Origin of the sequence: Streptomyces sp. NPDC051776 (assembly GCF_040681345.1) — a bacterium.
GTDB lineage: Bacteria > Actinomycetota > Actinomycetes > Streptomycetales > Streptomycetaceae > Streptomyces.
Window position 1 is genome coordinate 38350 of record NZ_JBFAYQ010000024.1, and the last position, 23287, is coordinate 61636.

The 23287-nt window shown below is 71.3% G+C and carries 20 protein-coding genes, 1 tRNA gene and 2 pseudogenes; 10 read left to right on the forward strand and 13 right to left on the reverse strand.

The features are described 5' to 3' along the window. Positions 1–23: 23 nt before the first annotated feature. From AB0M26_RS19440 to AB0M26_RS19470, 7 genes and pseudogenes are all read right to left on the reverse strand, one after another. A complete protein-coding gene (locus AB0M26_RS19440) occupies positions 24–863 on the reverse strand; it encodes a nitrilase-related carbon-nitrogen hydrolase (RefSeq protein WP_365262524.1) in 840 nt (279 codons plus the stop codon). A 482-nt stretch (positions 864–1345) separates the two neighbouring features. Continuing rightward, positions 1346–1609, reverse strand: a complete 264-nt coding sequence (locus tag AB0M26_RS19445) for a GlsB/YeaQ/YmgE family stress response membrane protein (RefSeq protein WP_365262527.1) — start codon at positions 1607–1609, stop codon at positions 1346–1348. 151 nt (positions 1610–1760) lie between these two features. Then, on the reverse strand, positions 1761–3302 hold the full coding sequence (locus tag AB0M26_RS19450) for an ATP-dependent DNA ligase (protein WP_365262530.1): 1542 nt from the start codon (positions 3300–3302) through the stop codon (positions 1761–1763). Positions 3303–3466: 164 nt separating this feature from the next. Beyond that, on the reverse strand, positions 3467–5215 hold the full coding sequence (locus tag AB0M26_RS19455; protein WP_365262533.1) for a bifunctional 3'-5' exonuclease/DNA polymerase: 1749 nt from the start codon (positions 5213–5215) through the stop codon (positions 3467–3469). 364 nt (positions 5216–5579) lie between these two features. Beyond that, positions 5580–6344, reverse strand: a complete 765-nt coding sequence (locus AB0M26_RS19460; protein ID WP_365262536.1) for a VOC family protein — start codon at positions 6342–6344, stop codon at positions 5580–5582. Between the two features lie 395 nt (positions 6345–6739). After that, positions 6740–7255, reverse strand: a pseudogene (locus AB0M26_RS19465) (hypothetical protein); the annotation flags it as partial. 10 nt (positions 7256–7265) lie between these two features. Further along, positions 7266–8945, reverse strand: a complete 1680-nt coding sequence (locus AB0M26_RS19470; RefSeq protein WP_365262682.1) for a GAF domain-containing protein — start codon at positions 8943–8945, stop codon at positions 7266–7268. 610 nt (positions 8946–9555) lie between these two features. On the opposite strand from AB0M26_RS19470, the gene AB0M26_RS19475 reads away from it, so the two are divergent. Continuing rightward, on the forward strand, positions 9556–10245 hold the full coding sequence (locus tag AB0M26_RS19475; protein ID WP_365262539.1) for a response regulator transcription factor: 690 nt from the start codon (positions 9556–9558) through the stop codon (positions 10243–10245). A 142-nt stretch (positions 10246–10387) separates the two neighbouring features. Here AB0M26_RS19475 and AB0M26_RS19480 read toward each other — a convergent pair whose 3' ends face one another. Together AB0M26_RS19480 and AB0M26_RS19485 are read right to left on the reverse strand one after the other, a co-directional pair. After that, on the reverse strand, positions 10388–10756 hold the full coding sequence (locus AB0M26_RS19480) for an STAS domain-containing protein (RefSeq protein ID WP_365262542.1): 369 nt from the start codon (positions 10754–10756) through the stop codon (positions 10388–10390). Positions 10757–10833: 77 nt separating this feature from the next. Further along, positions 10834–11718 (reverse strand): universal stress protein, encoded by an 885-nt coding sequence (locus AB0M26_RS19485; RefSeq protein WP_365262545.1) that lies wholly within the window; start codon positions 11716–11718, stop codon positions 10834–10836. A gap of 371 nt (positions 11719–12089) precedes the next feature. On the opposite strand from AB0M26_RS19485, the gene AB0M26_RS19490 reads away from it, so the two are divergent. Beyond that, on the forward strand, positions 12090–12557 hold the full coding sequence (locus tag AB0M26_RS19490; protein WP_365262547.1) for a cyclic nucleotide-binding domain-containing protein: 468 nt from the start codon (positions 12090–12092) through the stop codon (positions 12555–12557). 100 nt (positions 12558–12657) lie between these two features. Next, positions 12658–13719: a LacI family DNA-binding transcriptional regulator gene (locus AB0M26_RS19495; protein ID WP_365262550.1), complete on the forward strand. Its 1062-nt coding sequence runs from the start codon at positions 12658–12660 to the stop codon at positions 13717–13719. A 189-nt stretch (positions 13720–13908) separates the two neighbouring features. On the opposite strand, the gene AB0M26_RS19500 is transcribed toward AB0M26_RS19495, so the two are convergent. The 3 genes from AB0M26_RS19500 to AB0M26_RS19510 are packed head-to-tail and all read right to left on the reverse strand — an operon-like array spanning position 13909 to position 16922. Further along, the gene (locus AB0M26_RS19500; protein WP_365262553.1) at positions 13909–15579 is read right to left on the reverse strand and encodes a GMC family oxidoreductase; all 1671 of its coding nucleotides are present in this window, start codon (positions 15577–15579) and stop codon (positions 13909–13911) included. After that, a complete protein-coding gene (locus AB0M26_RS19505; RefSeq protein WP_365262556.1) occupies positions 15576–16247 on the reverse strand; it encodes a DUF5987 family protein in 672 nt (223 codons plus the stop codon). Before AB0M26_RS19505 ends, AB0M26_RS19500 begins: the two co-directional genes overlap by 4 nt. A 3-nt stretch (positions 16248–16250) precedes the next feature. Next, positions 16251–16922: a hypothetical protein gene (locus AB0M26_RS19510; RefSeq protein WP_365262559.1), complete on the reverse strand. Its 672-nt coding sequence runs from the start codon at positions 16920–16922 to the stop codon at positions 16251–16253. Between the two features lie 832 nt (positions 16923–17754). On the opposite strand from AB0M26_RS19510, the gene AB0M26_RS19515 reads away from it, so the two are divergent. The 7 genes and pseudogenes from AB0M26_RS19515 (at position 17755) to AB0M26_RS19545 (ending at position 22980) form a co-directional block, all read left to right on the forward strand. Next, positions 17755–18699, forward strand: coding sequence for a zinc-binding dehydrogenase (locus AB0M26_RS19515; RefSeq protein ID WP_365262562.1), 945 nt, complete (start codon positions 17755–17757; stop codon positions 18697–18699). Positions 18700–18808: 109 nt separating this feature from the next. After that, positions 18809–19603 (forward strand): IclR family transcriptional regulator C-terminal domain-containing protein, encoded by a 795-nt coding sequence (locus AB0M26_RS19520; protein ID WP_365262565.1) that lies wholly within the window; start codon positions 18809–18811, stop codon positions 19601–19603. An 87-nt stretch (positions 19604–19690) separates the two neighbouring features. Next, the gene (locus tag AB0M26_RS19525; protein WP_365262568.1) at positions 19691–19828 is read left to right on the forward strand and encodes a hypothetical protein; all 138 of its coding nucleotides are present in this window, start codon (positions 19691–19693) and stop codon (positions 19826–19828) included. Positions 19829–19993: 165 nt separating this feature from the next. After that, entirely contained in the window at positions 19994–21217 is a 1224-nt protein-coding gene (locus tag AB0M26_RS19530) for a helix-turn-helix transcriptional regulator (RefSeq protein WP_365262571.1), read from the forward strand. A 92-nt stretch (positions 21218–21309) separates the two neighbouring features. Further along, positions 21310–21561, forward strand: a complete 252-nt coding sequence (locus AB0M26_RS19535) for a hypothetical protein (RefSeq protein WP_365262574.1) — start codon at positions 21310–21312, stop codon at positions 21559–21561. Between the two features lie 205 nt (positions 21562–21766). After that, a pseudogene (locus AB0M26_RS19540) lies at positions 21767–22248 on the forward strand (hypothetical protein). A 78-nt stretch (positions 22249–22326) separates the two neighbouring features. Then, positions 22327–22980, forward strand: a complete 654-nt coding sequence (locus AB0M26_RS19545) for a methyltransferase domain-containing protein (RefSeq protein WP_365262577.1) — start codon at positions 22327–22329, stop codon at positions 22978–22980. Positions 22981–23145: 165 nt separating this feature from the next. Here the strand turns inward: AB0M26_RS19545 and AB0M26_RS19550 are convergent. Next, a tRNA-Lys gene (locus tag AB0M26_RS19550) sits at positions 23146–23218 on the reverse strand. Positions 23219–23287: the final 69 nt, after the last annotated feature.

Below are 23287 nucleotides of genomic sequence, written 5' to 3' on the forward strand. Positions count from 1 at the left end.
TCGTCGCGCGCGGACGGACGCGGTCAGTGGTCGCCGCCCTCCTCGATGAGGCGGCGCACCTCGCGATCTATCAATCCCAGCCTGGCCTCGGCGACCATCGGCACTCCCCGCCGTTGCCGCCGCGCCTCGTGCGGGTCGATATCGACGGTGACCAGCCCCGGCTCCCACTTCGGGGCCTGCGCCACGACCATGCCCCGCGGGTCGACCACCCGCGACCCGCCCCAGAACGAGGCCCCGTGCTCGTTCCCCACCCGGTTCACGAACACGACCCAGCACTGCAGCATCCGCGCGGTGTACGAGAGGAGCGTGTCCCAGTAGAGGCCGGTGTCCATGGCCTCGGGGTCCAGGCTCGCCGCGCTGTTGGTCGGTACGAACACGACCTCCGCGCCGTCCTGCACTGCGAGCCACGGCACGACCGGCTGCCACGCGTCGTTGCACACCAGCGTGGCCGCACGCCCATGCTCACCCGGCAGGTCGAAGGCGCGCAGCGACTGGCCGGGACTCACGTGCTTGCGCTCCTCCCACGCCAGGTACGTGGGCAGGTAGAGCTTGCGGTGGGCGTGGACCAGGGTGCCCGCGGAGTAGTAGGAGGCGGTGTTGTACGTGCGCAGGCCGGTGTACTCGTGGAAGCCGACGACGACGTCGGCGCCGTGCGTGCTCAGCTCGGCCAGCCGCGGATCACGCGTCTCGATCGAGGTGTCCCGCTTCAGCGCGCCGAGGTGGTAGCCGTTGAGACTCAGCTCGGGGAAGACCACCAGGTCGGCGCCCTGGGCGACGGCCTGCCCGATCTGCTCATGGGCAGCCTCGAAGTTCGCCTCGACATCGCCGAGCACACTGTCCTTCTGCGCCAGCGCCACCCGCATGTCCTGCTCCCCTCCTCGGCTGCCCGGGGGGACGGTCGGACTCCCCCTCCATTCTCGGCCAAGCGTGGCCGCCCGTGCCTGTCAGGACGAGACTGCTGCGGTACGGATTCAGGCGTGCACGGTCACATCAGCAACCGATCGAAGCGGCCGCCGCCCGAACGCCACGGCCGGTCGGGCGCGGGTGTACCGGAGTGTGCCGCGCGGTCACCGGTCCGTAAGGACTCGCCACAGCGGATGCGACGGATCCGTAGGGACTCGTCACAGCAGGCGCGGGGGTACGTGCGCGGCAGGATGCGTGATTCGCGCGCCGCGGGGCACAGGGGCGGCGCACGGCGGCGGGCGGCCGGGGGGCCGGAGGGGGGGCCGGAAGGCGGCCGCAGACGTCGGCGCCCGCTCCGGCACGACCGTCACAGGGCACAACCGTCATTGGGCGGGCGCCCGTCGAGCAGGGTGGACCCGCCAGGGACTGCTCGGGACGGCTGTCAGCGGCGCGCCTTCGCACGGTCGACGGCTGCCACTCCGAGTGCCGCGAGGGCGACCTGGAAGAGCAGTTCGATCCAGTCGATGCCATCCGTTTCGGCCACGTCGAGCCCGTAGGCGATGGCGGTTCCGACGAGGGCGGCGGCGATGCCGATCAGCATCGTCCACAGGATGCCGATGTGCTGGCGGCCCGGGATGACGAGGCGGCCCAGCCCTCCGATGATGATGCCGATGACGATCGCGGTGATGATGCCGGAGATCTCCATGGGGTCCTCCGCGGCTGTGCTGCGGAGCTTCCGGCGAAGCTCCTGCTCTCCATGTTCCCCCCGTCGGCGCAGACCACCACTCCGGCCGACCAGGAGATTCCGGCCTCCGACGGGACGGTCCAGGGCGGTACGTGGCGGTACGGGGGCGGTCCTACCGGCCGTCGCGGAAGGCCAGGACCGTCTCCACCGTGTCCGCCTCCGCCGCCGTCTTGTCGTCGCGGTAGCGGAGCACCCGCGCGAAGCGGAGCGTCACGCCCTCCGGGTAGCGGGTGGACCGCTGCACACCGTCGAAGGCGATCTCCACCACCAGCTCGGGCCGTACGGTCACCACCCACCCGTCGTCCTGAACGGCCAGTTCCCGCAGCCGCTCGGTCTGCCACTCCAGCAGCGCGTCCGTGAGCCCCTTGAAGGTCTTGCCGAGCATGGCGAAGGAGCCGTCGGGGCGGCGCGCGCCGAGGTGGAGGTTGGACAGCTTGCCCGTACGCCGCCCGTGGCCCCACTCGGCCGCAAGCACCACCAGGTCGAGCGTGTGGACCGGCTTGACCTTGAGCCAGGAGGCGCCGCGCCGCCCCGCGCTGTACGCGGAGTCCAGCCCCTTGACCACCACACCCTCATGACCGCGGGCCAGCACCTCCTCGGCGAAGGCCCGCGCCCGGGCCCGCGTCTCCGCGTCGGCCGGATCTCCGACCACGAGCCGCCGTACGCGCCGCGGCTCAGGTGCGACCCGGGCCAGCTCGGCGTTCCGCTCGGCGGCCGGCAGCGACAGCAGGTCACGGCCGTCGACCGACAGCAGGTCGAAGAAGACCGGCGAGAGTGGCAGCGTCGCCCGCGCACCGGTCACGTCCAGCCGCGAACCGACGCGGCCCGCGGTCTCCTGGAACGGCCGCGGCCGCCCCTCCTCGCCCAGCGCGATGACCTCCCCGTCGAGCACCGCACGCTCCGCCGTGAGCTCCCGCGCCGCGGTGACGACTTCGGGGAGGCGGTCGGTGATCTCGTCCAGGGTGCGGGTGAAGACCCGTACGCTCTCGCCGTCCCGGTGCACCTGCACCCGGATCCCGTCGAGCTTCTCCTCGATCGCGCAGGGCCCGAGCCGGTCCAGCGCCTCGTCCACGTCCTTGGCGGTCTGCGCGAGCATCGGCTGGACGGGGCGGCCCACTTCGAGGCGGAAGTCGGCGAGCGCGCCGGGCCCGCGCGCGAGCAGGGCCTCGGCGACCGCGCCGAGTGATCCACCGAGCATCACCGCGCGCCGTACGTCCGCGGGGGCGGCGCCGGCCGCGGCCGACAGGCCTTCGACGGCGAACGCGTCCAGCGCGCCCTGCCGCAGCTCGCCGCTGATCAGGCCGAAGAGGAAGCGCTGTTCCGGCCCGGTGGCGGCGGACAGCAGCTCCCGCATCAGACGCTTGCGCTCGGCCTGCGCGCCCTTGCCGGAGACGACGGCGATACGGCCGAGTGCGTCGTGCACGTCCAGCACGGTCAGGCGGGGCTCGTCCGCAGGCGGGACGGGGTCGCGCAGGGTGCTCCAGCCCACTCCGATCCTGCGCTGCGGAAGGCGGCCCGCGAGGTAGGTGATGACGACGGGCACCTCTGCGGGCTCCGCCTTGCGGAACAGCTCGGCCAGCAGCGCGACCTTTTCCGTACGGGCTGAGGTCGCGGCGACGTCGCGCGACGTCCCCGCGATGTCGGCGAGCAGCATGAGCCCATGATGACCCGGCATCGGGCCCGCCTCACCTCGCGGCACCGGGCCCGCCTCACCTCGCGACACCGGGCCCGCCTCACCTCGCGGCCGCGGGCCCGCCTCACCTCGCGGCGAGGGGTCCACAGGACCCTCTTCGCGTCCATGCATCAGCCGCCTCCTCCTCACTTCGCGTCCGCGTAGCACTCGACCACCGCCGTGGTGAAGGGGAACGAGACCGGGGAGTCGCCGAAGGCCGCCCTCCCCGCCCGCTCGCCCGCCGCGCGGATCGCCTCCGTCACCGCCCCCGCCTCCTCCTCCGGGCAGTGGACGATCACTTCATCGTGCTGGAAGAACACAAGCTCGGCCCGGAGGCCGGCGAGGGACTGGCGCAGCGCGGCGAGGACCAGCAGCGCCCAGTCGGCCGCGCTGCCCTGGACGACGAAGTTCCGCGTGAAGCGGCCCCGGGCCCGGGCGTCGCGCGACGCGTAGCCGTGCCCCTGCAGTTGGCCCTGGGCCTGGGCCTGCCCGGCGGGCCCGGCGGGCCCGGCGGGCCCGGCCTCCGGCGGTGCCTCCTCCTGCGGCAGCCCCGCCTCCCCCTGCTCCGCGTCCGCCGCGGCGGCGGACGGCGGGCAGGTCCGTCCGAGCCACGTGCGCACAAGGCGGCCCTCCTCGCCCGCGCGGGCGGCATCGTCGACGTAGGCGACGGCCGCCGGGAATCGCCGACGGAGGTCGGCGAGGAACGTGAGCGCATCGCCGGACGTCTGCCCGTACACCGCGCTGAGCAGGGCGAGTTTGGCCTGTTCGCGGTTGCCCGCGAAGGCTTGGTCGGACAGCGCGGTGTAGAGGTCGCCCCGGTGACCGGCCACCTCCATGAGGCCACGGTCCCGGGAGACCGCGGCGAGAACGCGCGGCTCCATCTGGTCCGCGTCCGCGACCACGAGGCGCCAGCCCGGGTCGGCGACCACGGCCCGGCGTACGACCTTGGGGATCTGAAGTGCCCCGCCGCCGTTGGACGTCCAGCGGCCGGAGACCGTACCGCCCGGCACGTACTCGGGGCGGAACCTGCCGTCCCTGACCCAGGATGTCAGCCACGCCCAGCCGTGCGCGGTGTGCAGCCGGTAGAGCTTTTTGTACGCGAGCAGATGCGGCACGGCGGGGTGGTCGATCGCCTTCAGCTCCCAAGCGCGCGTGGAGGAGAGCTTGATGCCCTCGCGGGCGAAGGCGCGGACGATGTCCGCGGGCAGGTCGGGCCGGACGCGCACACCACCGAAGGCGCGGGACACCTCGTCGGCCAACTCGGCCAGCCGCCGCGGCTCCTGAACGCCCGGGTACCGCTCCCCGAGCATCTCGGCGAGCAGCGCGCGGTGAACATCGGCCCGCCAGGGGACACCGGCGCGGGTCATCTCGGCGGCGACGAGTGCTCCGGCCGACTCCGCCGCGGTCAGCAGCCGCATCCGCCCCGGGTGTTCGGCCGCCTCGTGGCGTCGCTGCTGGTCGGCGTACACCTCCAGGAGGGCGGTCAGCGGGTCCGTGCCCGGCGGCAGCGGTACGGGGCCCGGTTCGAAGAGCGAGGGCTGGGCCTGCGCGGCCCGGGGCGGCGGGTCGTCGGGTACGGGGAGCCGGTGCAGCCGGGCCCAGGCGGCGGCGAGGGAACGCGGCTCCCCCCAGTGGCCCTCGTGCCCCGTCAGCAGCGCCTCGGCGACCTCCACGTCGTAGCACCGCTCGACCCGGACTCCGGCGGCCAGCAGCTCGGGATGGAGATCGGCGGTCGAACGCCAAACCCACCGCTCGACATCGGGCAGGCGGGACCGTACGGCGTCGGCGAGCCCGGACGCGGGCACGTCGGTGACCGGCCCGTCCGGCCGCCCCTCGGCGTCGAGGGCCGCGAGCCGGCCGCCGCCGTCCTCCGTCACCGCCACGGCACACCGCATGGGGGGAGTCTCGCACCGGGGTACGACAACGGGCCCGGAGTGCGTCCGCGGGGCCCGGCTTGTCACCGGTGGGCCGCCCCGGCGTCGGACTCGGGCCCATCACGGAAAGCTCCACCGTGGTCCGCCCGGTGCCCTGCCGAAGCGCAGTGGGAATCGCCCGCCCCGTCCCCGCGATCGCCACGGGCGCCCTGCACGCGCGCGACGCCCCGCTCCGGCCGGAGTCCGGTGCCGCCGACGCCCGGGGGGCGGGTTCTGGTCGTGGCACATCTGCGGCATGGCCTGGCTGTGCATGGCCCTCGACCAGTGGGCCACGACGCACCGCCAGCGCTGTCCCCCGCCTAGGAGTTCACGAGGTGACGGTCTCTCAGCCCTGTTCGGACTCGGGGGTGTAGACGGCGAACATGCCGCCCTGCGGATCGAAGAGACCGGCGACCCGGCCCGTCCCGGGGATGTCCATGGCCGGGTAGCCGACGCGACCGCCCAGCTGTGTGGCGGTGTTGACCGCCGCGTCGACATTGAGCACCGCGAAGTAGAGCGTCCAGTGCGGGGGCAGACGACGCGGGTGGTGCTCGTCCATCTCCACCATGCCGCCGAAGTTGATGCCGCCGGCGCCCCAGTGGACGTATTCCTCGCCCTCGGTACTCCAGCCGAAGACGTACGGGTAGAACGCCGTCGCGGCGGCCGGGTCCCGGGTGGCCAGCTCCACCCAGCACAGCGTCCCCGGCTCGTTCAGCCGTGCCGCTCCCCGGAACGTACGGGCCTGCCACAGCGAGAAGACGGCCCCCGTGGGGTCGGCGGCGAGCGCGAACCGCCCCATGTCGAACACATCGCCCGGCTCCACCAGGACCGAGCCGCCCGCCTTCCGGATGTCTCCGGCCGTCTCGTCGGAGTCGGCCACCGCGATCGCCATGGTCCAGCCGACCGGTTGGCCCTCCTCCTGGGCCGGGGTCAGCCCGGCCACGGGATCGTCATCGAGGAGCAGCATCGTGTAACCACCGGCCTCGGGGCGCGGGTCCTGCTCGGCGCGCCAGCCGAGGAGACTGCCGTAGAAGCCGGCGGCCCCTTCGGGGTCGGAAGTGGCCAGCTCGGCCCAGCAGGGAGCGCCGAGCACAGGCTCGCTGATCTTCACGGGGTCTCCTCACAGGCGGGAGGCGGTCGCTGTTGCCGACGTTCTCATGCGGAGCGTGACCGCGCAGGGCGGGTCGAAACCCCCTGCGGCACGGCGCCCGCGGGCCCCGGGCGCGCCGACCCCTCCCACCCGCGAACCCGGTGCCGTACGTTCTGAGACCTCGGCCCTTTGCCTTCCTGCGCCTACCGCTCCGGCGCGTCCGGTTCCTGGCCGGGCCCGCCGTCGGGTTCCTGAGACTCCCCGCCCGGTTCCGGAGACTCCCCGCCCGGTTCCGGAGACTCCCCGCCCGGTTCCTGAGACTCCCCGCCCGGTTCCTGAGACTCCCCGCCCGGTTCCTGAGACTCCCCGCCCGGTTCCCGGCCGCGCTCCCCTCCCGGCTTCTGTCCCGACTCCCGGTCCGGTCCCTGTGCGCGTACCCGGTGGACGTGGTCGAGCGAGTCCCGCAGGTCCTTCAGCCAGGTGTCCGCATTGCGCTGGACGAGCCGCACGCACCACGCCAGCGCGTCACTGCGGCTGCGGGCCGCACCGCCCGCGATCAGCGTGTCGAGTACCTGCCGCTCCGGCTGCCGGAGCCGGGTCATGACGGGTGCCGCGACGTTGGTGTACAGCGCCCGGCGGCCGTCGCACTCCACACCCCACGACACCTTGCGGCCGTAGCGGTGTTCCGCTTCCCGGGCCACGGCCATGCGGTCCTCGCGGGTGCGCTCGCGGAATTCCGCGATCCGCCCGTCGAGCGCCGCCTCGCGCTCTGCTTCCGGCGCGTCCGCGGGCAGGTCCGGTTCCGGGATGCGGCCGATGACGGTGATCTCCTCGCGGTCCGCTGTCACATCCAGCAGTTCGAGGAAGAGTCCGTCCGGCAGCCGCCCCGCGAACCAGCCGCGCAGCGCGTCTCTCTGCTCTGCCGTAATCATGTAATCGACATTACGCCGTCGGAACCTGCCAGACCAGGGTCGTGCCACCGCGGGGCCGTTCCGCCAGCTCCAGCTTTCCGCCGAGTTGCTGCGCCCGCTCCGTCAGATTGCGCAGCCCGCTGCGGGGCGCGTCAGCAGGGATGCCCACGCCGTCGTCGGAGACGGTGAGCGTGAGGTGCGAGGCGCCGGCCTCGATGGTCACTTCCACGTGGCGGGCGTTCGCGTGCCGGGCCGTGTTGGTGAGCGCCTCCCAGAGCACCGCGATCACATGGTCGGCGACCTCGCGCGGCACCTGGGTGTCCAGCAGGCCCTCCATGCGCAGGCTGGGCGCGAACCCAAGGACGGGGACGACCTCGCCGACGGCGCGAACGGCGCGGGCCCGGAGGTTCTGACCGGAGCCGGTCTCGCGGGAGCGCAGACCGAAGATGGTCGTACGGATGATCTTGATCGTCTCGTCCAGGTCGCCCACCGCGCGCAGCACCCGCTCCGACGCCTCCGGGTGCCGGATGATGCGCTCCGCGCTCTGCAGCGTCATGCCCGTGGAGAACAGCCTCTGGATGGCCAGGTCGTGCAGGTCGCGCGCGATGCGGTCGCGGTCCTCCAGGATCGCGATCTGCTCGGCGTCGGTCCTGCGGTCGGCCAGCTCCATGGCCACGGCGGCCTGGCCCGCGAAGCCGAGCAGCGGCTCGATCTCCTCCTCCTGGAACTCGGGCCCGTCCGCGACGCGTACGAGCATCACCACACCCCGCATCTCGTCGCCCGTACCGATGGGGACGGCGACCGCAGGGCCGAGTTCGGGAAAACGCTCCAGCGCGTGCTGAATACGGGGGTCGCTCAGCACGTCCGCACTGGTCACCGGCTTGCCGGTGGAGAGCGCCTCGCCCCGGAGCGTGCCCTCTATGGGCAGTACGAGACCGCGGTGCGCCTCCGCGTGGTCGCCGGTCGCCAGCTCCACGGCCATGGTTCCGGTGTCCGCCACAGGGACGGCGACCACAGCGAGCGCCGCGCCCGTGATCTCCTTCGCCTGCTCGGCGATCAGACCGATCACCTCGTCGCGCGCCCGGCCGGACAGCAGACTGCTGGTGATCTTCCCGCTGGCCCGCACCCAGCGCTCGCGGCGGGTGGCCTCCTCGTACAGCCGGGCGTTGTCGATGGCCACGCCCGCAGCTACGGCAAGGGTGGAGAGCACGGCCTCATCCTCGGCGTCGAACTCCGCACCGCCGCGCTTCTCGGTCAGATAGATATTGCCGAATACGTGGTCGCGTACGCGGATGGGGACCCCGAGGAAGGTCTTCATCGGCGGGTGGTTCTCCGGGAAGCCGTAGGAGGAGGGGTGGTCGGCGATGTTGGGCAGGCGCAGCGGCTCGGGATGGTTGATCAGCTCGCCGAGGATGCCGTGACCCGAGGGGAAGGGGCCGATGGCGGAGATGCCTTCGTCCGTCACCCCGACCGTCAGGAACTTCGACAGTTTCCGTCCGTCGGGGCCGATCACGCCGAGCGCGCCGTACTTGGCGTCGACCAGCACCGCCGCCGCCTCGGCGATCCGGCGCAGCGCCTGCTCCAGGTCCAACTCGCGGCCGACGGACAGCACGGCCTCCAGCAACCGGTGCACCCGGTCGCGCGTGCCCCGGGCCATCTCCAGGCGGGTCTGCACCTCGTCGAGCAGTTCGTCGAGCCTGAGCTGGGGCAGCTTCTCGCGGTCCCCGCCGGCATCCGAGGACTCGCGGGGGGAGCCCCGGGACGCGCCGGCGCCAGGGGACGGGCCGGGCCGCACGGGGCCGTCCGCGCCCGAACGCGCGTCCCCTGCGTGCGGCTCCCTGCCGCGCTCATCCCCCTCGTGCCCTCCGTGGGCACCACGTCCAGCACTGGCCACTGAGATGTCTCCTCCGGATGAGAACGCCCTCCGGACGCGGACCGAGCAACCTCCCCCGCCATTCTCACGCGCCCGGCGGCACACGGCCTCTGGAGCAGGGCCGGGGCCCGGACGGAGGAGCCCCGGAGCGACGGGGCCGGGCCCGGACGGAGGAGCCCCGGAGCGACGGGGCCAAGGACACGGACGGGAAGGCGCCGGAGCGGAGGGACGGGACCGGACCCGGGCTGGAAAGCGCCGGAGCGGTCACCGGGGGCCACACCTCGCCCAGGCCGCCTCGCCGCGCCGGCTCGTCCGGCGCCGCATCGCCCAGGCTGCCTCACCCGGGGCCCCCTCCGGCCCGGGCCGCGTCGTGCGGCCCCGTGGGCCCGCGCCCCCGCCGTACCGGACCCGCCTGGCCAACCGGCACCGCTTGGCGCACCCTGTTCACGTGAGCACGAAGGTCTTCCTGCTCGACGACCACGAGGTCGTACGCCGCGGGGTGCGCGATCTGCTCGACTACGAGCAGGACATCTCGGTGATCGGCGAAGCAGGAACCGCCGAGCAGGCACTGGTCCGTATCCCCGCGCTGCGCCCGGATGTCGCGATCCTGGACGTACGGCTGCCGGACGGGGACGGGGTCGCCGTCTGCCGCGAGCTGCGGTCGCGGATGCCGCAGCTGTCCTGTCTGATGCTGACCTCGTTCGACGACGAGGAGGCGCTGCTGGACGCGATCATGGCCGGCGCCTCGGGCTACGTGCTCAAGCAGATCCAGGGGTCGGATCTGGTCACCGCGGTCCGAACGGTCGCCTCCGGCCAGTCCATGCTCGACCCGAGCACGACGACGCGCGTCATGGCGCGGCTGCGCGGGGAGGACGCCGAGGAGGAGTCCGACGAGAGCGCGATCCCGCGGCTGACCGAACGCGAGCGGGAGATCCTCGAACTGATCGGTGACGGGCTGACGAACCGGGAGATCGGTCTGCGGCTCCACCTCGCGGAGAAGACCGTGAAGAACCATGTCTCACGGCTGCTGGCCAAGCTGGGAGTGGAGCGGCGCATCCAGGCAGCGGTCATCGCGACGCAGGCGCATGACCGCCGGGACTCGCAGGACCGGGAGCTCCATGAGCGAGGACACGACTGACCACAGCCCGTACGGCCGGCATCGCTCGACGCGTGACCCCCGCGAGCCGCTCTGAGCCGCTCGCCATGATGGGGAGCCGGGATCCTGCTGCCGCCCCCTCCAAGGACCTTGGCTGGGGCGGCACCACTTGTCGGGGACGGCACTAGGTGACAGCGGCGATGGCCTCCTCGACGCTGTCGTGCAGATTGAAGTAGCCGGTCAGTTGCGCCAGGCGCAGCACCCTGGACACGGCGGGGTCACGGAGCACGATCGACAGGTGCCCGCGGCGCTCCGCCGTCCGGCGCCTGACACGGACCAGCATCGACAGTCCGCTCGCGTCGATGAAACTCACCTCGCGCATGTCCAGCACGATGTGCGGCTGGTGGCCTGCTGTCAGGACGTCGAGGTAGTCCGATATTCCGGGGGTGTTGAGGATGTCGAGCTCACCACGCAGCTCCACCACGGACTCGCCGCCGACGACCCGCTGCCCCACGAACTCCCCATGCCTGTCCAGGCGTCTGTCCTCAAGCATGGCCATCACCGCATTCATTTGGTGCTCAGTCCTTCGATCTCTCAGGTGTGATCTCTTGATGTGCCGGGCGTGATCTCTCACTTGTGCGGTACCACCGCCACAGGGCACCGCGCGTGGTGGATCACCGCGTGGGCGACCGGCCCGAGGTGGGTTCCGTGACCCGGGCGCTGCGCCCGGCGGCCGATGACGACCAGGCCCGCGCGGGTCCCCGCCTCGACCAGGAGATGACCGGGCCGCCCGGAGACCGCGGCCTCCTCGACCTCGATGTCGGGGAACTTGCTGCGCCACGGCCTGAGGGCCTCGGTGAGCGCCTGGCTCTCCTCGTCCTCCTGCCGGGGCCCGGTGACGCGGCCGGGACGGCCCGCCGTGTAGCGGTGCACGGGCGGGACCTCCCATGCGTAGACGACCCGCAGGGGCGCCTGCCGCCGGTCGGCCGCCTCGAAGGCGAAGGCGATCACGTCGTCGCAGGGCCGGTCCAGGTCCAGCCCGAGGACGACTTCCCAGCCCGACGTGGGAGACCGTTCAGGGTCGCTCTGGCCCTGCTCGCCCGGGCGTACGAGGACCACGGGGCGCTTCGCCTCGGCGAGCGTCTCGAGACCGGTGGAGCCGAGCAGGAACCCGACGACGCCGCCGAGGCCACGGGAGCCGAGCACGAGCAGTGCGGCGTCGGCCGAGGCGGCGAGCAGAGCGGCGACCGGTGTACCGGACGCCAGCTCGGTGGTGATGGCCAGATCGGGGTCGAGGCTCTTGAGCCGCTCCTCCGCCTCGTGCAGGAGGCGCGTCGCCCAGTCCCGCTGCGTGTCGTTGGACGGGGCGAGGGCACCGGCGCGGACCTTCCACTCCCACGCCTGCACAAGGCGAAGGGGCGTGCCGCGCAGCAGCGCTTCCTGGGCGGCCCAGTCCGCAGCGGCGAGGCTCTCCAAGGAGCCGTCCACACCAACGGCGATGGTTCCGTCCTGCACGTCCGTCCTCCTTTCAGCCCTTGCAACATCAAGACTCACCTCGCCGCAGCGTCCCGGGCAGGGGGCGCCCGGCCCTCTCCGGGACCGACCGGCCCCACTCGCGCGCCGGGCCGGGATCCGGGCACGGAGGGACCTTCGGCCCTCCGCAGAGGGCCCGGTCAGCCCTGGTGCCGACCCGATCGGACATGGGGACGCTGGTGTCGTACGAGCAGTGGGCCGTCCGGCAGGGCACGGACGGCGGGTCGTGGACCGTGAGCCCGGGGCGGGCCCGGTCCGTACGGCCGGGCCGGGCCGGGCGCGAAGAGTGCACCCGGACCGGGCAGGGGCAATGGGCCGCCCCAGGGCGCCCCGGCACGGGAAGGGAGCGCGACATGACCGGCGTGATCACCAGGGGCGGGGTGCTCGCCGCACTGCCGGCAGAGCACGTGGACGAGTTCATGGCGCTCGCGCGGGACGTCTCGTTCCCGGCCGGCACCCGCATCATCGAGGAAGGCAGCAGAGCGGATCGCTTCTGGGTCATCCGCTCCGGGAGCGTCGCGCTCGACATCCACGTGCCCGGCCGCCGCGCGGCGATGGTGGAGGAGATCGGCGCGGGCGAACTGCTCGGCTGGTCCTGGCTGTTGCCGCCGCGCCACTGGCACCTGGGCGCCGAGGCCCAAAGCCTCGTCTGGGTCTATGAGTTCGACGGCGGCGCGGTACGCGCGCTGTGCCAGAAGGAACCGGTACTGGGCATGGCCCTGGCGATCGAGGTCGCGGACGCCATCGCCCAGCGCCTGATGGCCTCGCGTACGCGCCTGCTCGACCTGTACGGGCCGAACGGGAGTGGACCTGCGTGGTGACGAAGTCCTGCTCCGGGCATGACAAGACAGCCCGGGCCGTCACTGCATAACGTTGAAAACCGCACCCTGCCCACGGACGCGATGCCGGAGGGGGTCGGTCATGAGGGTGAGCCTGAAGGACGTCGCGGAGCGCGCGGGCGTCTCCATCAAGACCGTCTCGAACGTGGTGAACAACTACCAGCACATCACCCCCGCCCTGCGCTCCCGCGTCCAGCACGCCATCGACGAGCTCGGCTACCGGCCCAACCCGACCGCCCGCCACCTGCGCAAAGGCCGCACCGGCATCATCGGCCTCGCCCTCCCCGAACTGGCCGACCCGTACTACGCCGAGCTGGCCGGCGCCGTCGTCGACGCCGCGGCCGAGCACGACTACACCGTGCTGCTCGACCTCACCGGCGGCCGCCGCAGGCAGGAGGCCCAGGTCGGCCAGGGCTTCCGCGCCCGGGTGACCGACGGCGTCATCCTCAGCCCGGTCGAGCTGCGCCCCGAGGACCTGCGCAACCGCGACGACGACGCGCCGCTGGTGCTGCTCGCCGAGCGCCGCGACGACCTGCCGTACGACGCGGTCGCCATCGACAACGTCGCCGCGGCGCGCACCGCCGTACGCCATCTCACCGGCCTGGGCCGCCGCCGCGTGGCCTTCCTCGGCGGCCACACGGACGACGCCGGCCACCCCGCGCACCTGCGTCTCCGGGGCTGGCGCGAAGTCCTCGCCACGCAAGGCTTCGACGCCCCCGACAGCCTGATCGTCCCCACGCACGGATCCGGCCGCTCGGACGGTGCCGCGGCGATGACCCGCCTGCTCGACGCGGGCGAACCTCCCGACGCCGTCCTCGCGTACAACGACCTGATCGCGATCGGCGCGATGCGTGTGCTCTCCGAGCGGGGCGTACGCGTACCTGAGGACACGGCGGTGATGGGGTTCGACGACATGGCGGAGGGCCGTTTCGGACCGGTGACGCTCACGACGATCGCCCCCGACAAACGCGCCATCGCCCGCCTCGCGATCGAGTCGATCCTCACCCGCCTCGAGAATCCCGACCGCGCGGCGCAGCCGCCCCGCAGGGGCCAACTCCGCCCGGAGTACCGCCTGATGGAACGCGAGAGCACGCTGGGGAAGGGCCGGGCACCGGCCGGACGGAATGAGCCCGCGCGGGAATGAGTCGGGGCGGGAATGAGTCGGGGCGGGAATGAGTCCGGGCGGGAATGAGTCCGGGCGGGCGCGAGGAGCCGGGCACTCCGCAGGACCGGACGGGACCGGCCGTGCCAATGAGCCTGACGGCGCCCACGGGACGGCCGTGCCGTACGCCTGAGGCTCCCTGTCCCTTCTTCATCCCTTCGTCACCCTTCGTCATCCCTTCGTCCCCGCCCGCTGCGCCCTCGCCGCCAGCCTCCTTGCCTGCGCGGCCGTCTCCTTGCGGCCCGCCGTCGAGCCGTCCGGGGCAGGCGCGCCGTAGCGGACGTCCACGCCGGAGTCGGCGGCGCGGGCCACGATGCCCGGGACCGCTCGTTCCGCCAGGGCGGCGATGGTCAGCGACGGGTTGACCGTCAGGGAGGCGGGCACCGAGGAGCCGTCCGTGACGAACAGCCCGCGGTGGCCTCGGAGTTCATGCAGGTCGTCCAGTGCCGATATGGCCGGGTCGTCACCGATGCGGGCGGAGCCGAGCGGGTGGGCCGTCACCGCGCCCGCCACGTCCTCCGTCCACGGCTGCACCCGCGCGAGCCCGTCCTTCTCCAGGATGGAGCGCAGTTCGGCGTCGGATTCCCGCCAGCCCCTGCGCGTACGGTCGGTCGCGCGGAAGAAGAGGCTGCCGAGGCCCAACCCCTGGGCGAGGCGGGTGAAGCTCCCGGTGACCGGTACGGGTCCGAACGTGCCCTCGTTGTCGTCCTCCGTCATCGCCAGCAGCGTCAGCCAGGAACGCCAGTTCTTGCGCATCCGCCGCTTGGCCACGCCGTACCAGCCGGGCCCGTCGTCCGCCGTCCGCGCCAGGACGTTGGTGATCGTGGGGAAGTAGATCTGCTGCAGCGTGAACCGTGTGAACTCCTCGTCCTCCGCCCGCAGCCGGTCGTAGCTCGCGGCCGTGATCGGACGGCCGATGTGCAGGGCCGCGTACGCCTCGCCTCCAGGACGGTCCAGGCCGAGGAGCGAGCGGACCTTGTCCTCGTTCACCTCGGCCACGCTCACCCGGTCGCCGTTCCCGGAGAAGTGGCGGCCCACCGCTTTCGGCATGCCGCCGAGCGCCGCGGCGGAGCGCTGCAGGATCACGGGGGTGCCCACGGCGCCCGCCGCGAGGACCACCACCTTGGCGTGGATGGTGCCCGTGCCCTGCGGGACGGTGTAGTCGTCGGGGTCGAGGACGGTGTACGTGACGGCGTACCGGTATCCGGACTGCAGCGAGGGCCGGATGATCTGCACCTCGTGCAGCGGCTGCACGGTCGCGCCGTGCGCCTCGGCGGCCGGGAGGTAGTTCGTCAGCATCGAGCGCTTGGCGTCGAAGACACAACCGGACAGCATCCAGTTGCAGTTGGTGCACCGCTGCGTGTCGACGGCCACCGGCACCGGGTTGCAGGTGCGGCCCGCGCGGGCGCACGCCGCAGCGAACACGCCCCCGGCGTAGGAGACATCGGACCAGCCCGTACGTGCGACCGGAATGGACTCCTCGACCCGGTCGTACCAGGGGTCGAGACCCGCCCGGGTGATGCGCCCCGGCCACAGCCGCCTTCCGACGCTGCCGTGACGTTCGAACGCGAAGGAGGGTGCGCGGAGCGAGGCCGCGAAATACACGACGCTGCCGCCGCCGACGCAATTGCCCGCCACGACGGACATGCCCTCGCCGCGGATGACGTCCACGATCCGGTTGTACGTGCCGAGTTGGGTGGACTGCGCGAAGTCCTCGCTCTCCAGCCGCGGACCGCGCTCCAGAACCGTGACGCGGGCGCCGCCCGCCGCCAGGTGGTACGCGGGGATCGACCCGCCGAATCCGCTGCCGATGACGAGGACGTCGGTGGTCTGTGCTGTCATGCCGGGCTCCCCGAGGGGGTGGTGGACGGGTGCAGGGGAGCCAGGGAACGGCCGTAGGAATACGCGTCGAAGCGCCATACACCGTCAGCGCCGGCGGCCGGGAACCCGAGCCAGGTCAACCCCGGGTGGCCGGTGCGCACGGCCTCGGCCGTGTCGTGGTTCGCGGCGGTGTCGAAAGCGAGCGACACCACCAGGGCGAGCACCTGCCAGATGGCCCGGTCGGCGTCCTCCGGACCGTACAACCTGCCCACCAGCGCGGTGCGGTGGGCGAAGGACAACCCGACGAACGGCGGCAGCAGCGGAGGGAGCACGATGAGATGCGTCGCCGCGTAGGCCGTGGCCCGGGTGGTGAGCAGCGCGGCAATACCCGGAAGCAGCGGCCGGAGGGGCAGTTCGGGCGAGGCGAGGACGTCGAGCGCCCCCGCCTGGACCGCCCCGGGGCCGCTGACGGCCCCGGCCACGGCCCGGTCACCCGCGTATCTGCGCTCCCCCGGGATGATCGTGTCGGCGAACGCCTCCAGTGTCTGTGCGGTGACGGGGTCCACCGCCGCCGGGGCGGCCCCGGCTCCGCCCGCCAGCGCACCCGTGGTCACTCCCCCGGCGGTCAGCGCGGCGGCGGCCGCGGCCAGTCCCTTCAACACCGCCCGGCGGTCGAGTGGCGCACCCATCGCTCACCCCGCCAGGCTGCAGGGCAGGCTGAACGGAAGTGTGACGCTGACACCGCTCTCCCCGGACTCCTCGCCGAACTTCGCCAGCGCGTCGGCCAGTTCGGGGAAGTGGGGCCGGAGGGCGGTCACGGCGTCGCCGATCCCGGCCGGCTGCCCGTCGATACGGAAATGCGTGACGCGGAGCCCGGCGCGCCGTGCCCCCTTGTCCCACCAGTACTGGCCGTCCCAGGTCACGTACGGCACATCGCCGCTCGACATCTGCACGCTCCAGTGGTCCCGCTGGTAGTAGCGGCAGGAGAGACCGGCGATCGCGAAGCGGGAGGGCTCGGCGAGCAGGAAGCGGAGCGCGCCGCCGTTGTCGATGGTGACGTCGCGCTTCTCGTACGCCACGCACAACGGGTCGTACACCCACATCCACAGCGGGGGCTGCTCGCCCTCGCCGAAGTGGTGCCACACGCACTCGGAGGTGAACGACGGCTCCGAGAAGGGGCCGAACGTGGCCGAGGCCGCCTTCGACGCCCCGGACGCCCCGGAGGACTGCGCGGCCGAGGCGGACGCACCGGGAACGAAGGCCGCGACGACCGCGCCGAGAGCGAGACCCAGCGCGGCGTTACGGAACCGGGCGCGCGTGCGGGCGCGGTGGCGGGTACGGGGACCGGATGCGGGACGGACCATGGAATCTCCGGGGAACGAGCAGGGGTCGAACCTGGACGGCTCCGCGTCGGGGGACCCGCGGCGAAGACCAATCAGAGAATGGGGGCGAGCCGACGGGGTGGCAATACTTGTGCAGTGACTCATCCACCGAGCCAATGATTCTTCACGGGATACGGGAACTCACCACAACGGTCACGGAAGGGGCGGGAGAAACGCACGGGCCTTCACACCGTCCGGGGCGGGGACGGGCATTGGGAGCGGGCCGGAACCGGAACCGCTTCAGCCGGACCGGCGGGACCTCGATCCGGCTCTGCCCCGGGGCACGACGGCGCCTCGGAGCCGTGATGCCGTCGTGGCACGACGGCGCCTCGGAGCACGCCCCGGGGCGGGGGCGACGCCAAACCGCCCGGCACCGAAGGCAGATGGCGGTCAGGACACCGGGAACGGAGGAGCTTCCGCCCGCATGACCCGGGGCCCATGTGCACAGGACACCGACCGAGGAAAGCCGAGAACTCCACGTGTGAACGACGTGAATCCGTTGCCCACACTTGCGTTCCCGACCCCAAGATGCCCGCGCCGTTTCCACTGGTCTCCCCCGCGGAGCAGTGGAGGGGAAATGCACACAGGCCCCAGGAATGCGATGCGGCAACTATGCCAACGCGCCTTTGCGCGCCGCAAGCCAGTCATTCTCCGGTTCTCACCACACGAGAAACGAGCGGCCGTTTCTCGGGGTGCGAGAAACGGCGTGCCCGGTTCTCACCACATGAGAAATGGGTGTTCACAAGGCGGCTCCACCGGCTCACACCGCATGCCATAGCCTGTCCGTGACCACCGATAACTGTGAGGGAGTGCAGTGCGAGCGATCACGATGCGGGAATTCGGCGGCCCCGAGGTGCTGGAGCTTGCCGATGTCCCGGAGCCCGAGCCTCGCGCCGGGTATTTGCTGGCGACCGTGAACCACGCGGGCGTCAACTACGCGGACGTTCATGTACGGGGTAACACTTATCTGAGCCCGGTCGAGCTGCCGTACACCCCCGGAAACGAAATCGTCGGAACGCTGGACGGCGGACGGCGTATCGCGGCCCTGACGGCAGGCGGCGGTTACGCAGAAAAGGCCCTCGTCCACCGGCGCGTCATCTGGGACATCCCGGATGACGTGACCGACGAGCAGGCCGTTTCCCTGACACTGCAGGGCAATTCGGCCTGGCACCTGCTGTTCACCGCGGCACAGGTGACCCGCGGCCAGAGTGTCCTCATCCCGGCTGCGGCCGGCGGTGTCGGCTCGCTGGCCGTCCAGCTGGCCAAGGGCGCCGGAGCAAAGGTCGTCGCTCTCGCGAGCACAGAGGAGAAGCGCCGCCTGGCGCAGGACCTCGGCGCTGACGCGGTGGTGGACTCCACGGCGGACGACCTCACGGAGCGCATCCTGGAGGCCGCCGGAGGCCCGGTCCAGGCAGCTCTGGAGATGACCGGCGGCAAGACCTTCCACCAGGTGCTGGGCGCGGTTGCTCCCCGCGGCCGTGTGGTCGTGTACGGCTACGCAGGCAATGAGCTCGCGGCCGTTCCCACACGGGAGTTGATGGAGCGGTCCATCACGCTGTCGGGATTCTGGCTGCCTCACCTCTACAGCGACCGTGCGGCGCTGCCGACGTCGATGCGGGCGCTGTTCGCGGCGGTACGGTCCGGGGACCTGCGGCCGGTCATCGGAAAGGCCTACGGACTCGGTGAGGCGGCGCAGGCCCACCGTGACCTGACCAGCCGTTCGCACATGGGGAAGCTTCTGCTGGACACCGCTCAGTAGGATCGTGGATCCCACGCGGACATACGAGTTGGACCGGCTCGTCCCCGCAACGGGGCCGTGCCTCTGCAGGAGGAGGCACGGCACTGAAGCCCAGCGGAGGAGTGACCAGATGGGCGCCGGGACGAGCCACGCCGAAAGAGTCTTCCGGGTGCAGCGCGCATTCGTCGACCTCGGAGGACCTGACCACAGCCTGAGCGAGCTGGCGGCAACGACGGGACTGGATGACTCGACCGTCAGCCGGATCCTGCAGAGCGGCATCTACAGCGGGACGTTCGCCCGTCCGCGCCGCGGGCGGTACCAGCTCGCTCGGGGCGTCAGCGAGCTTGCGTTCCAGGCGCTTTCGCATGACGGCCTCTCCGGGGACGAGGCCCACGCCGTGCTGCAGCAGCTCCGGCTGGCCACTGACGGCGGAATGGTCTTCCTCTACATGAAGGCCCCGTTCGGGGGCGTCAACCGGCAGTGCATCGACATGGCCGTCGGCGACTCGGACCTCGTCGAGCTGGGGATGACGCCGCGGGACGTCCTGTCGGTCACCCGCTCTCTGCGCACGGGGGCCTCGGGCCGGACGATACTCGCGTACTTGCCACAGGTCCTCCAGCAACGGGTCTTCGACGAGCCGGTTCCCGAGGAAGCGGGCCCCGGGGTCTACCAGGACAACGACGAGCTGCGTGATTCCCTCGCGGACATCCGGGACCAGGGGTACGCCGTGGGCTACCAGGAGTGCATGGCCGGCTGGAACTCATGCGCCGCTCCCATCATGTGGGACTCCTCGATCATGGGCGCGGTCCTCCTCCTGCGCCCGGCCCACTTGATGCCGCGGGTCCCCCGGAAGACCATCGACGCCACGAAGCAGGCCGCGGCTCGACTGAGCCGCCTCGGCGGCGGCGACTGGCCCACGAGCTGACGGCCGCGGACCGGCGGACGGATCAGCGCAGCAGGGGAAGAGGGTCGACTGTGCCCCGCCTGCTGGTGCCTCCTGCCGACCGGCGCCATGTGCACCCCGACCAGCCGTATCACCACCGTCGGCACGGCGGGGACCCTCACGCTCCCTGAGGGCCCGGCCACCGGACCCGCGGGCACCACGACGCTCCGCACCGAGTCCTGGCTCCGCCTCCACCGCATCGCCTGATCCCAGGCACCGCTACGCCCCGCTCTCCTCACCGGAGGGCGCGGACGCCTTCGTGCGTCCAAGCCCGGACAGCACGGCGGCCCCACAGGAGCGGGGGCCGATCGCTGTACTCGCCAGCACACGCCGGGGGTACCGTTCTGGTGTCGAAGCAGAACGGAGTTCAGTATGCCCGACGCTACCGACGACCACATCGGGGCGCGCATCGCGGAACAGCGGAAACTGGCACACCTGACGCAACGCGGGCTCGCCCAGAAAGCGCACGTCTCCTTCAGCCTCTTGAGCAAGGTCGAGAGCGGACACAGGCCCGCCTCCCCTGCAATTGTGGCCGCTTGCGCCCGCGCGCTGGGCATTGAGAGCAGCGTCCTGGTAGGCCAGCCCTACGCGGCCGAACAGCGCGCCGACCGATTCGACGCCCCGATGGCCGCCATCCGCGCCAGCCTTGAGAACTGGGACGTCCCCCTCGACTCCCTCACTCCGCCCCGGCCGCTGGAGGAAATCGTCAAAGACGTCCAGGGACTCGGCGAGGACCGGCGGCGGGCGGACTACTTGAAGACCGCCGCCAAAGCGCCGGCCCTCATCGACGAACTGGTGGAAGCCGCCCACCGTCACGAGGGGACCAGGCAGGAACGCGCTCACCGTCTTCTGGCCTACACCTACCGATGTGTCCACGACGTGGCGTACAAGCTCGGGCACATCGATCTGGGCAGCAGTGTCCTGGTGCGCATGTCCTACAGCGCGGATCGGTCCGGCGACCCGTACATGGTCATCCTCAACTCGTATCTCCGAGCACAGTCTTGCTTCAACACCGGTCGGCACGACGTCGGGTTGCGACTCATGGAGCGCTCCCTGGCCGAGGTCGAAGAGAACGCGCGCCGCGGGGACACGTCCGCGTTGTGCGTGCAAGGCAACCTGCGGCTGCGGGCCACGATGCTGGCGGCCCGCCAGCGACCGGGGGACAAGGAGCAGGCGGAAACGGCCCGCGCCCAGTGGCGGGAAGCCTGGGATACCGCCAGCCAGCTGGGTGGAGACACCCAGAACTACGTGATGTCGTTCGGGCCGTCCAACACTCTGATCCACAAGGTGGCGCTCGAGGTGGAGCTCGGCAACTACGGGAGGGCGGTGAAGGACGCGGAAGACATCCACCTGCCTGAGGAGTTCGGCCTCGCCTACCCCGATCGCGTCAGCCACTACTTCATCGATCTCAGCCGCGCGCAGCTGTGGACGGGCGATCGGCAGGGGGCATTCGCTTCGCTCCTGAAGGCTCGTGCTGCCGCTCCGCAACAGACCAAGTTTCATCCGCATGTCCGGGAGACGATGGCGGCTCTACGCAGGGCGGATAGGGAGAGTGGCGAGTCCCTGTTGCACTATGCGCGGTGGCTCGGCCTGTAGTTGCGCTTGTCAAGGGCGGCGGGTTTCACAGCTTGTGAAACACACCGCCCTTTCGCATGGGCACTGTGTGATGGTCAGCACACCCTCCGTACATGGAGCCGACCATGATGACCGCCATGGAGCCGGGGCCCCCGGTGCCTGAGCCCGGGGACTACGTGAAGGACACTCTGCGCGACCGGTCCGCGATCGTAGTGCTGAGCACAAGCCGCTATGTGCAGCTTCAGCCGATCGCTGGTGGAAAGCCGTGGGATGCGAAGCCTGATGACGTCCGCAGGCTCACAGCCCGCGAGGAATTGAGCGTGCGCCTGGCGTGGCGCAATGCCGCACATAGGTGGGGCAAGTGACCTCACAGCTTCATCGCATTGGCCAATTCGCCGGTGTGCTCTTCATCGTCATGGTCAGCGCCAGTTGCGGGCTCGTGATCGGACTGTCGATCGCGGCAAATCCCACCCCATGACCCCCCGTCCCGGACGTCCGGTAGCCCTGGTACAGGTCGAGCGCCCTGGGCGGGTGCACAAAGAACGGTCCGTACAACCAAAGGAGTTCACGATGAGCACCGCAGTACTGACGCGGACCCGTGATCCGCGGATCATCCTCAACACCCTCAGGGGGCGAGTGCCGCACCTCCTCAGCGACGTCGGCGTCACAGACCTGTGGGAGCGCGAAGTCCAGCTTCTTCTCCGCGACAGTGTCGCGGTACGCAGCCTCGCCGAACGCATCCTCGGCCAGGGCATCGCGTACCTGATCACCGCCATGGAGAAGCCCGGCGTGACATGGGCGTCGGATACACCGTCGACATCGGCGTCCATCAGCTCATCCTCGACACCCCCCTGTACTTCGCCCTCTGCGACGAATACAACAACGGCGTCTACAAGCACCATGCGCCGCTGATCGAACGTCGTCGCGACGGCACCGTCATGCGCACCGCCAAGCTGATCCGCAGTAACGGGTTCGACGTCGATGACGAGTTGTGGTCGGTGGACGCGTCCGACTGCTCGCCGTGCGACAACAAGGCGCCCGACAGTCATTGAGTCATACGCTGGCCCTGCCCTCCTCTCCTCGGGTAGGGCAGGGGCCCGCCCTCTCCCCGCCGATACGGAGGACGTCCATTGCCTGTACCCCACGACATCGCCGCCGAGACCGAGCTGTGGGACACCTACGCCGAATCCGCCTTCAAGGACGACGTCGAACCGGTCTTCGACTGGACTCAGTACGTCGGGCACGGACCCGGTCCGGAACTCCTCGGCAGCCCCCGGAGCGTTCTGGAGATCGGCTGTGGTACGGGCCGCGCTCTCGCCCACCTCGCGCAACAGGGCATCACGGCTCACGGTGTGGACCTGTCCCCCGTCATGGTGAAGAAGATCGCCCAGCGCTGGGACCGCACAGGCGCGGTGTTCCACTGCGGGGAAGTCCTTGAGCACCTGGGGGAATGCCAGGACACCTACGACGCGATCTACTCCATCTTCGGAGCGGCCTGGTTCACCGATCCGTCGCGGCTCTTCCCCCTCGTTCGGGAACGGCTCAATCCAGACGGCGTCTTCGTCTTCTCCCAAGCCCCCGCCATCCCCGGCGCCTACGGCCCACAGGGAATGTACAAGGGCGGGTTCGCGGGAAAGGCCATGTTCACCTACCGATACAGCTACCGCCCGACCGTCTGGGAGCGGCTACTGACCCGCTCCGGCTTCGGCTCGGCAGAAGCGCGCCTCCTCGACGCACCCAAGCCTGGCCACATCGGCACCCTGATCGTCCGCGCCACAGCCTGACCCCCTGGATCGGCCTCGGTCGTCCTACCCCCCGTGGCGGATGGCCGGGGCTTCTTCATGTCTTGATGGGCCTTATCGGGCCAGCAGCGGCCCAGCTCATGAACTCTGAGCCCAGAAACGCAGTTCAGCCCCACGCCAGATGTGCTCTGACCTGGGGCTGAGAGGTAGGCCGTGTGGGACTCGAACCCACAACCAATGGATTAAAAGTCCACTGCTCTGCCAATTGAGCTAACGGCCCTCGATCGTGCTCCCCCGAGCATAGCGGGGACGAGCCCGGCATCCGATCGGGTATCCGCCGGGCGCGTCC

Coding starts and splice junctions, on each gene's coding strand:
- AB0M26_RS19440 (WP_365262524.1), bottom strand. CDS start 863: ATGCGGGTGGCGCTGGCGCAGAAGGACAGTGTGCTCGGCGATGTCGAG.
- AB0M26_RS19445 (WP_365262527.1), bottom strand. CDS start 1,609: ATGGAGATCTCCGGCATCATCACCGCGATCGTCATCGGCATCATCATC.
- AB0M26_RS19450 (WP_365262530.1), bottom strand. CDS start 3,302: ATGCTGCTCGCCGACATCGCGGGGACGTCGCGCGACGTCGCCGCGACC.
- AB0M26_RS19455 (WP_365262533.1), bottom strand. CDS start 5,215: ATGCGGTGTGCCGTGGCGGTGACGGAGGACGGCGGCGGCCGGCTCGCG.
- AB0M26_RS19480 (WP_365262542.1), bottom strand. CDS start 10,756: ATGCTTGAGGACAGACGCCTGGACAGGCATGGGGAGTTCGTGGGGCAG.
- AB0M26_RS19490 (WP_365262547.1), top strand. CDS start 12,090: ATGACCGGCGTGATCACCAGGGGCGGGGTGCTCGCCGCACTGCCGGCA.
- AB0M26_RS19495 (WP_365262550.1), top strand. CDS start 12,658: ATGAGGGTGAGCCTGAAGGACGTCGCGGAGCGCGCGGGCGTCTCCATC.
- AB0M26_RS19500 (WP_365262553.1), bottom strand. CDS start 15,579: ATGACAGCACAGACCACCGACGTCCTCGTCATCGGCAGCGGATTCGGC.
- AB0M26_RS19505 (WP_365262556.1), bottom strand. CDS start 16,247: ATGGGTGCGCCACTCGACCGCCGGGCGGTGTTGAAGGGACTGGCCGCG.
- AB0M26_RS19510 (WP_365262559.1), bottom strand. CDS start 16,922: ATGGTCCGTCCCGCATCCGGTCCCCGTACCCGCCACCGCGCCCGCACG.
- AB0M26_RS19520 (WP_365262565.1), top strand. CDS start 18,809: ATGGGCGCCGGGACGAGCCACGCCGAAAGAGTCTTCCGGGTGCAGCGC.
- AB0M26_RS19525 (WP_365262568.1), top strand. CDS start 19,691: ATGTGCACCCCGACCAGCCGTATCACCACCGTCGGCACGGCGGGGACC.
- AB0M26_RS19530 (WP_365262571.1), top strand. CDS start 19,994: ATGCCCGACGCTACCGACGACCACATCGGGGCGCGCATCGCGGAACAG.
- AB0M26_RS19535 (WP_365262574.1), top strand. CDS start 21,310: ATGGAGCCGACCATGATGACCGCCATGGAGCCGGGGCCCCCGGTGCCT.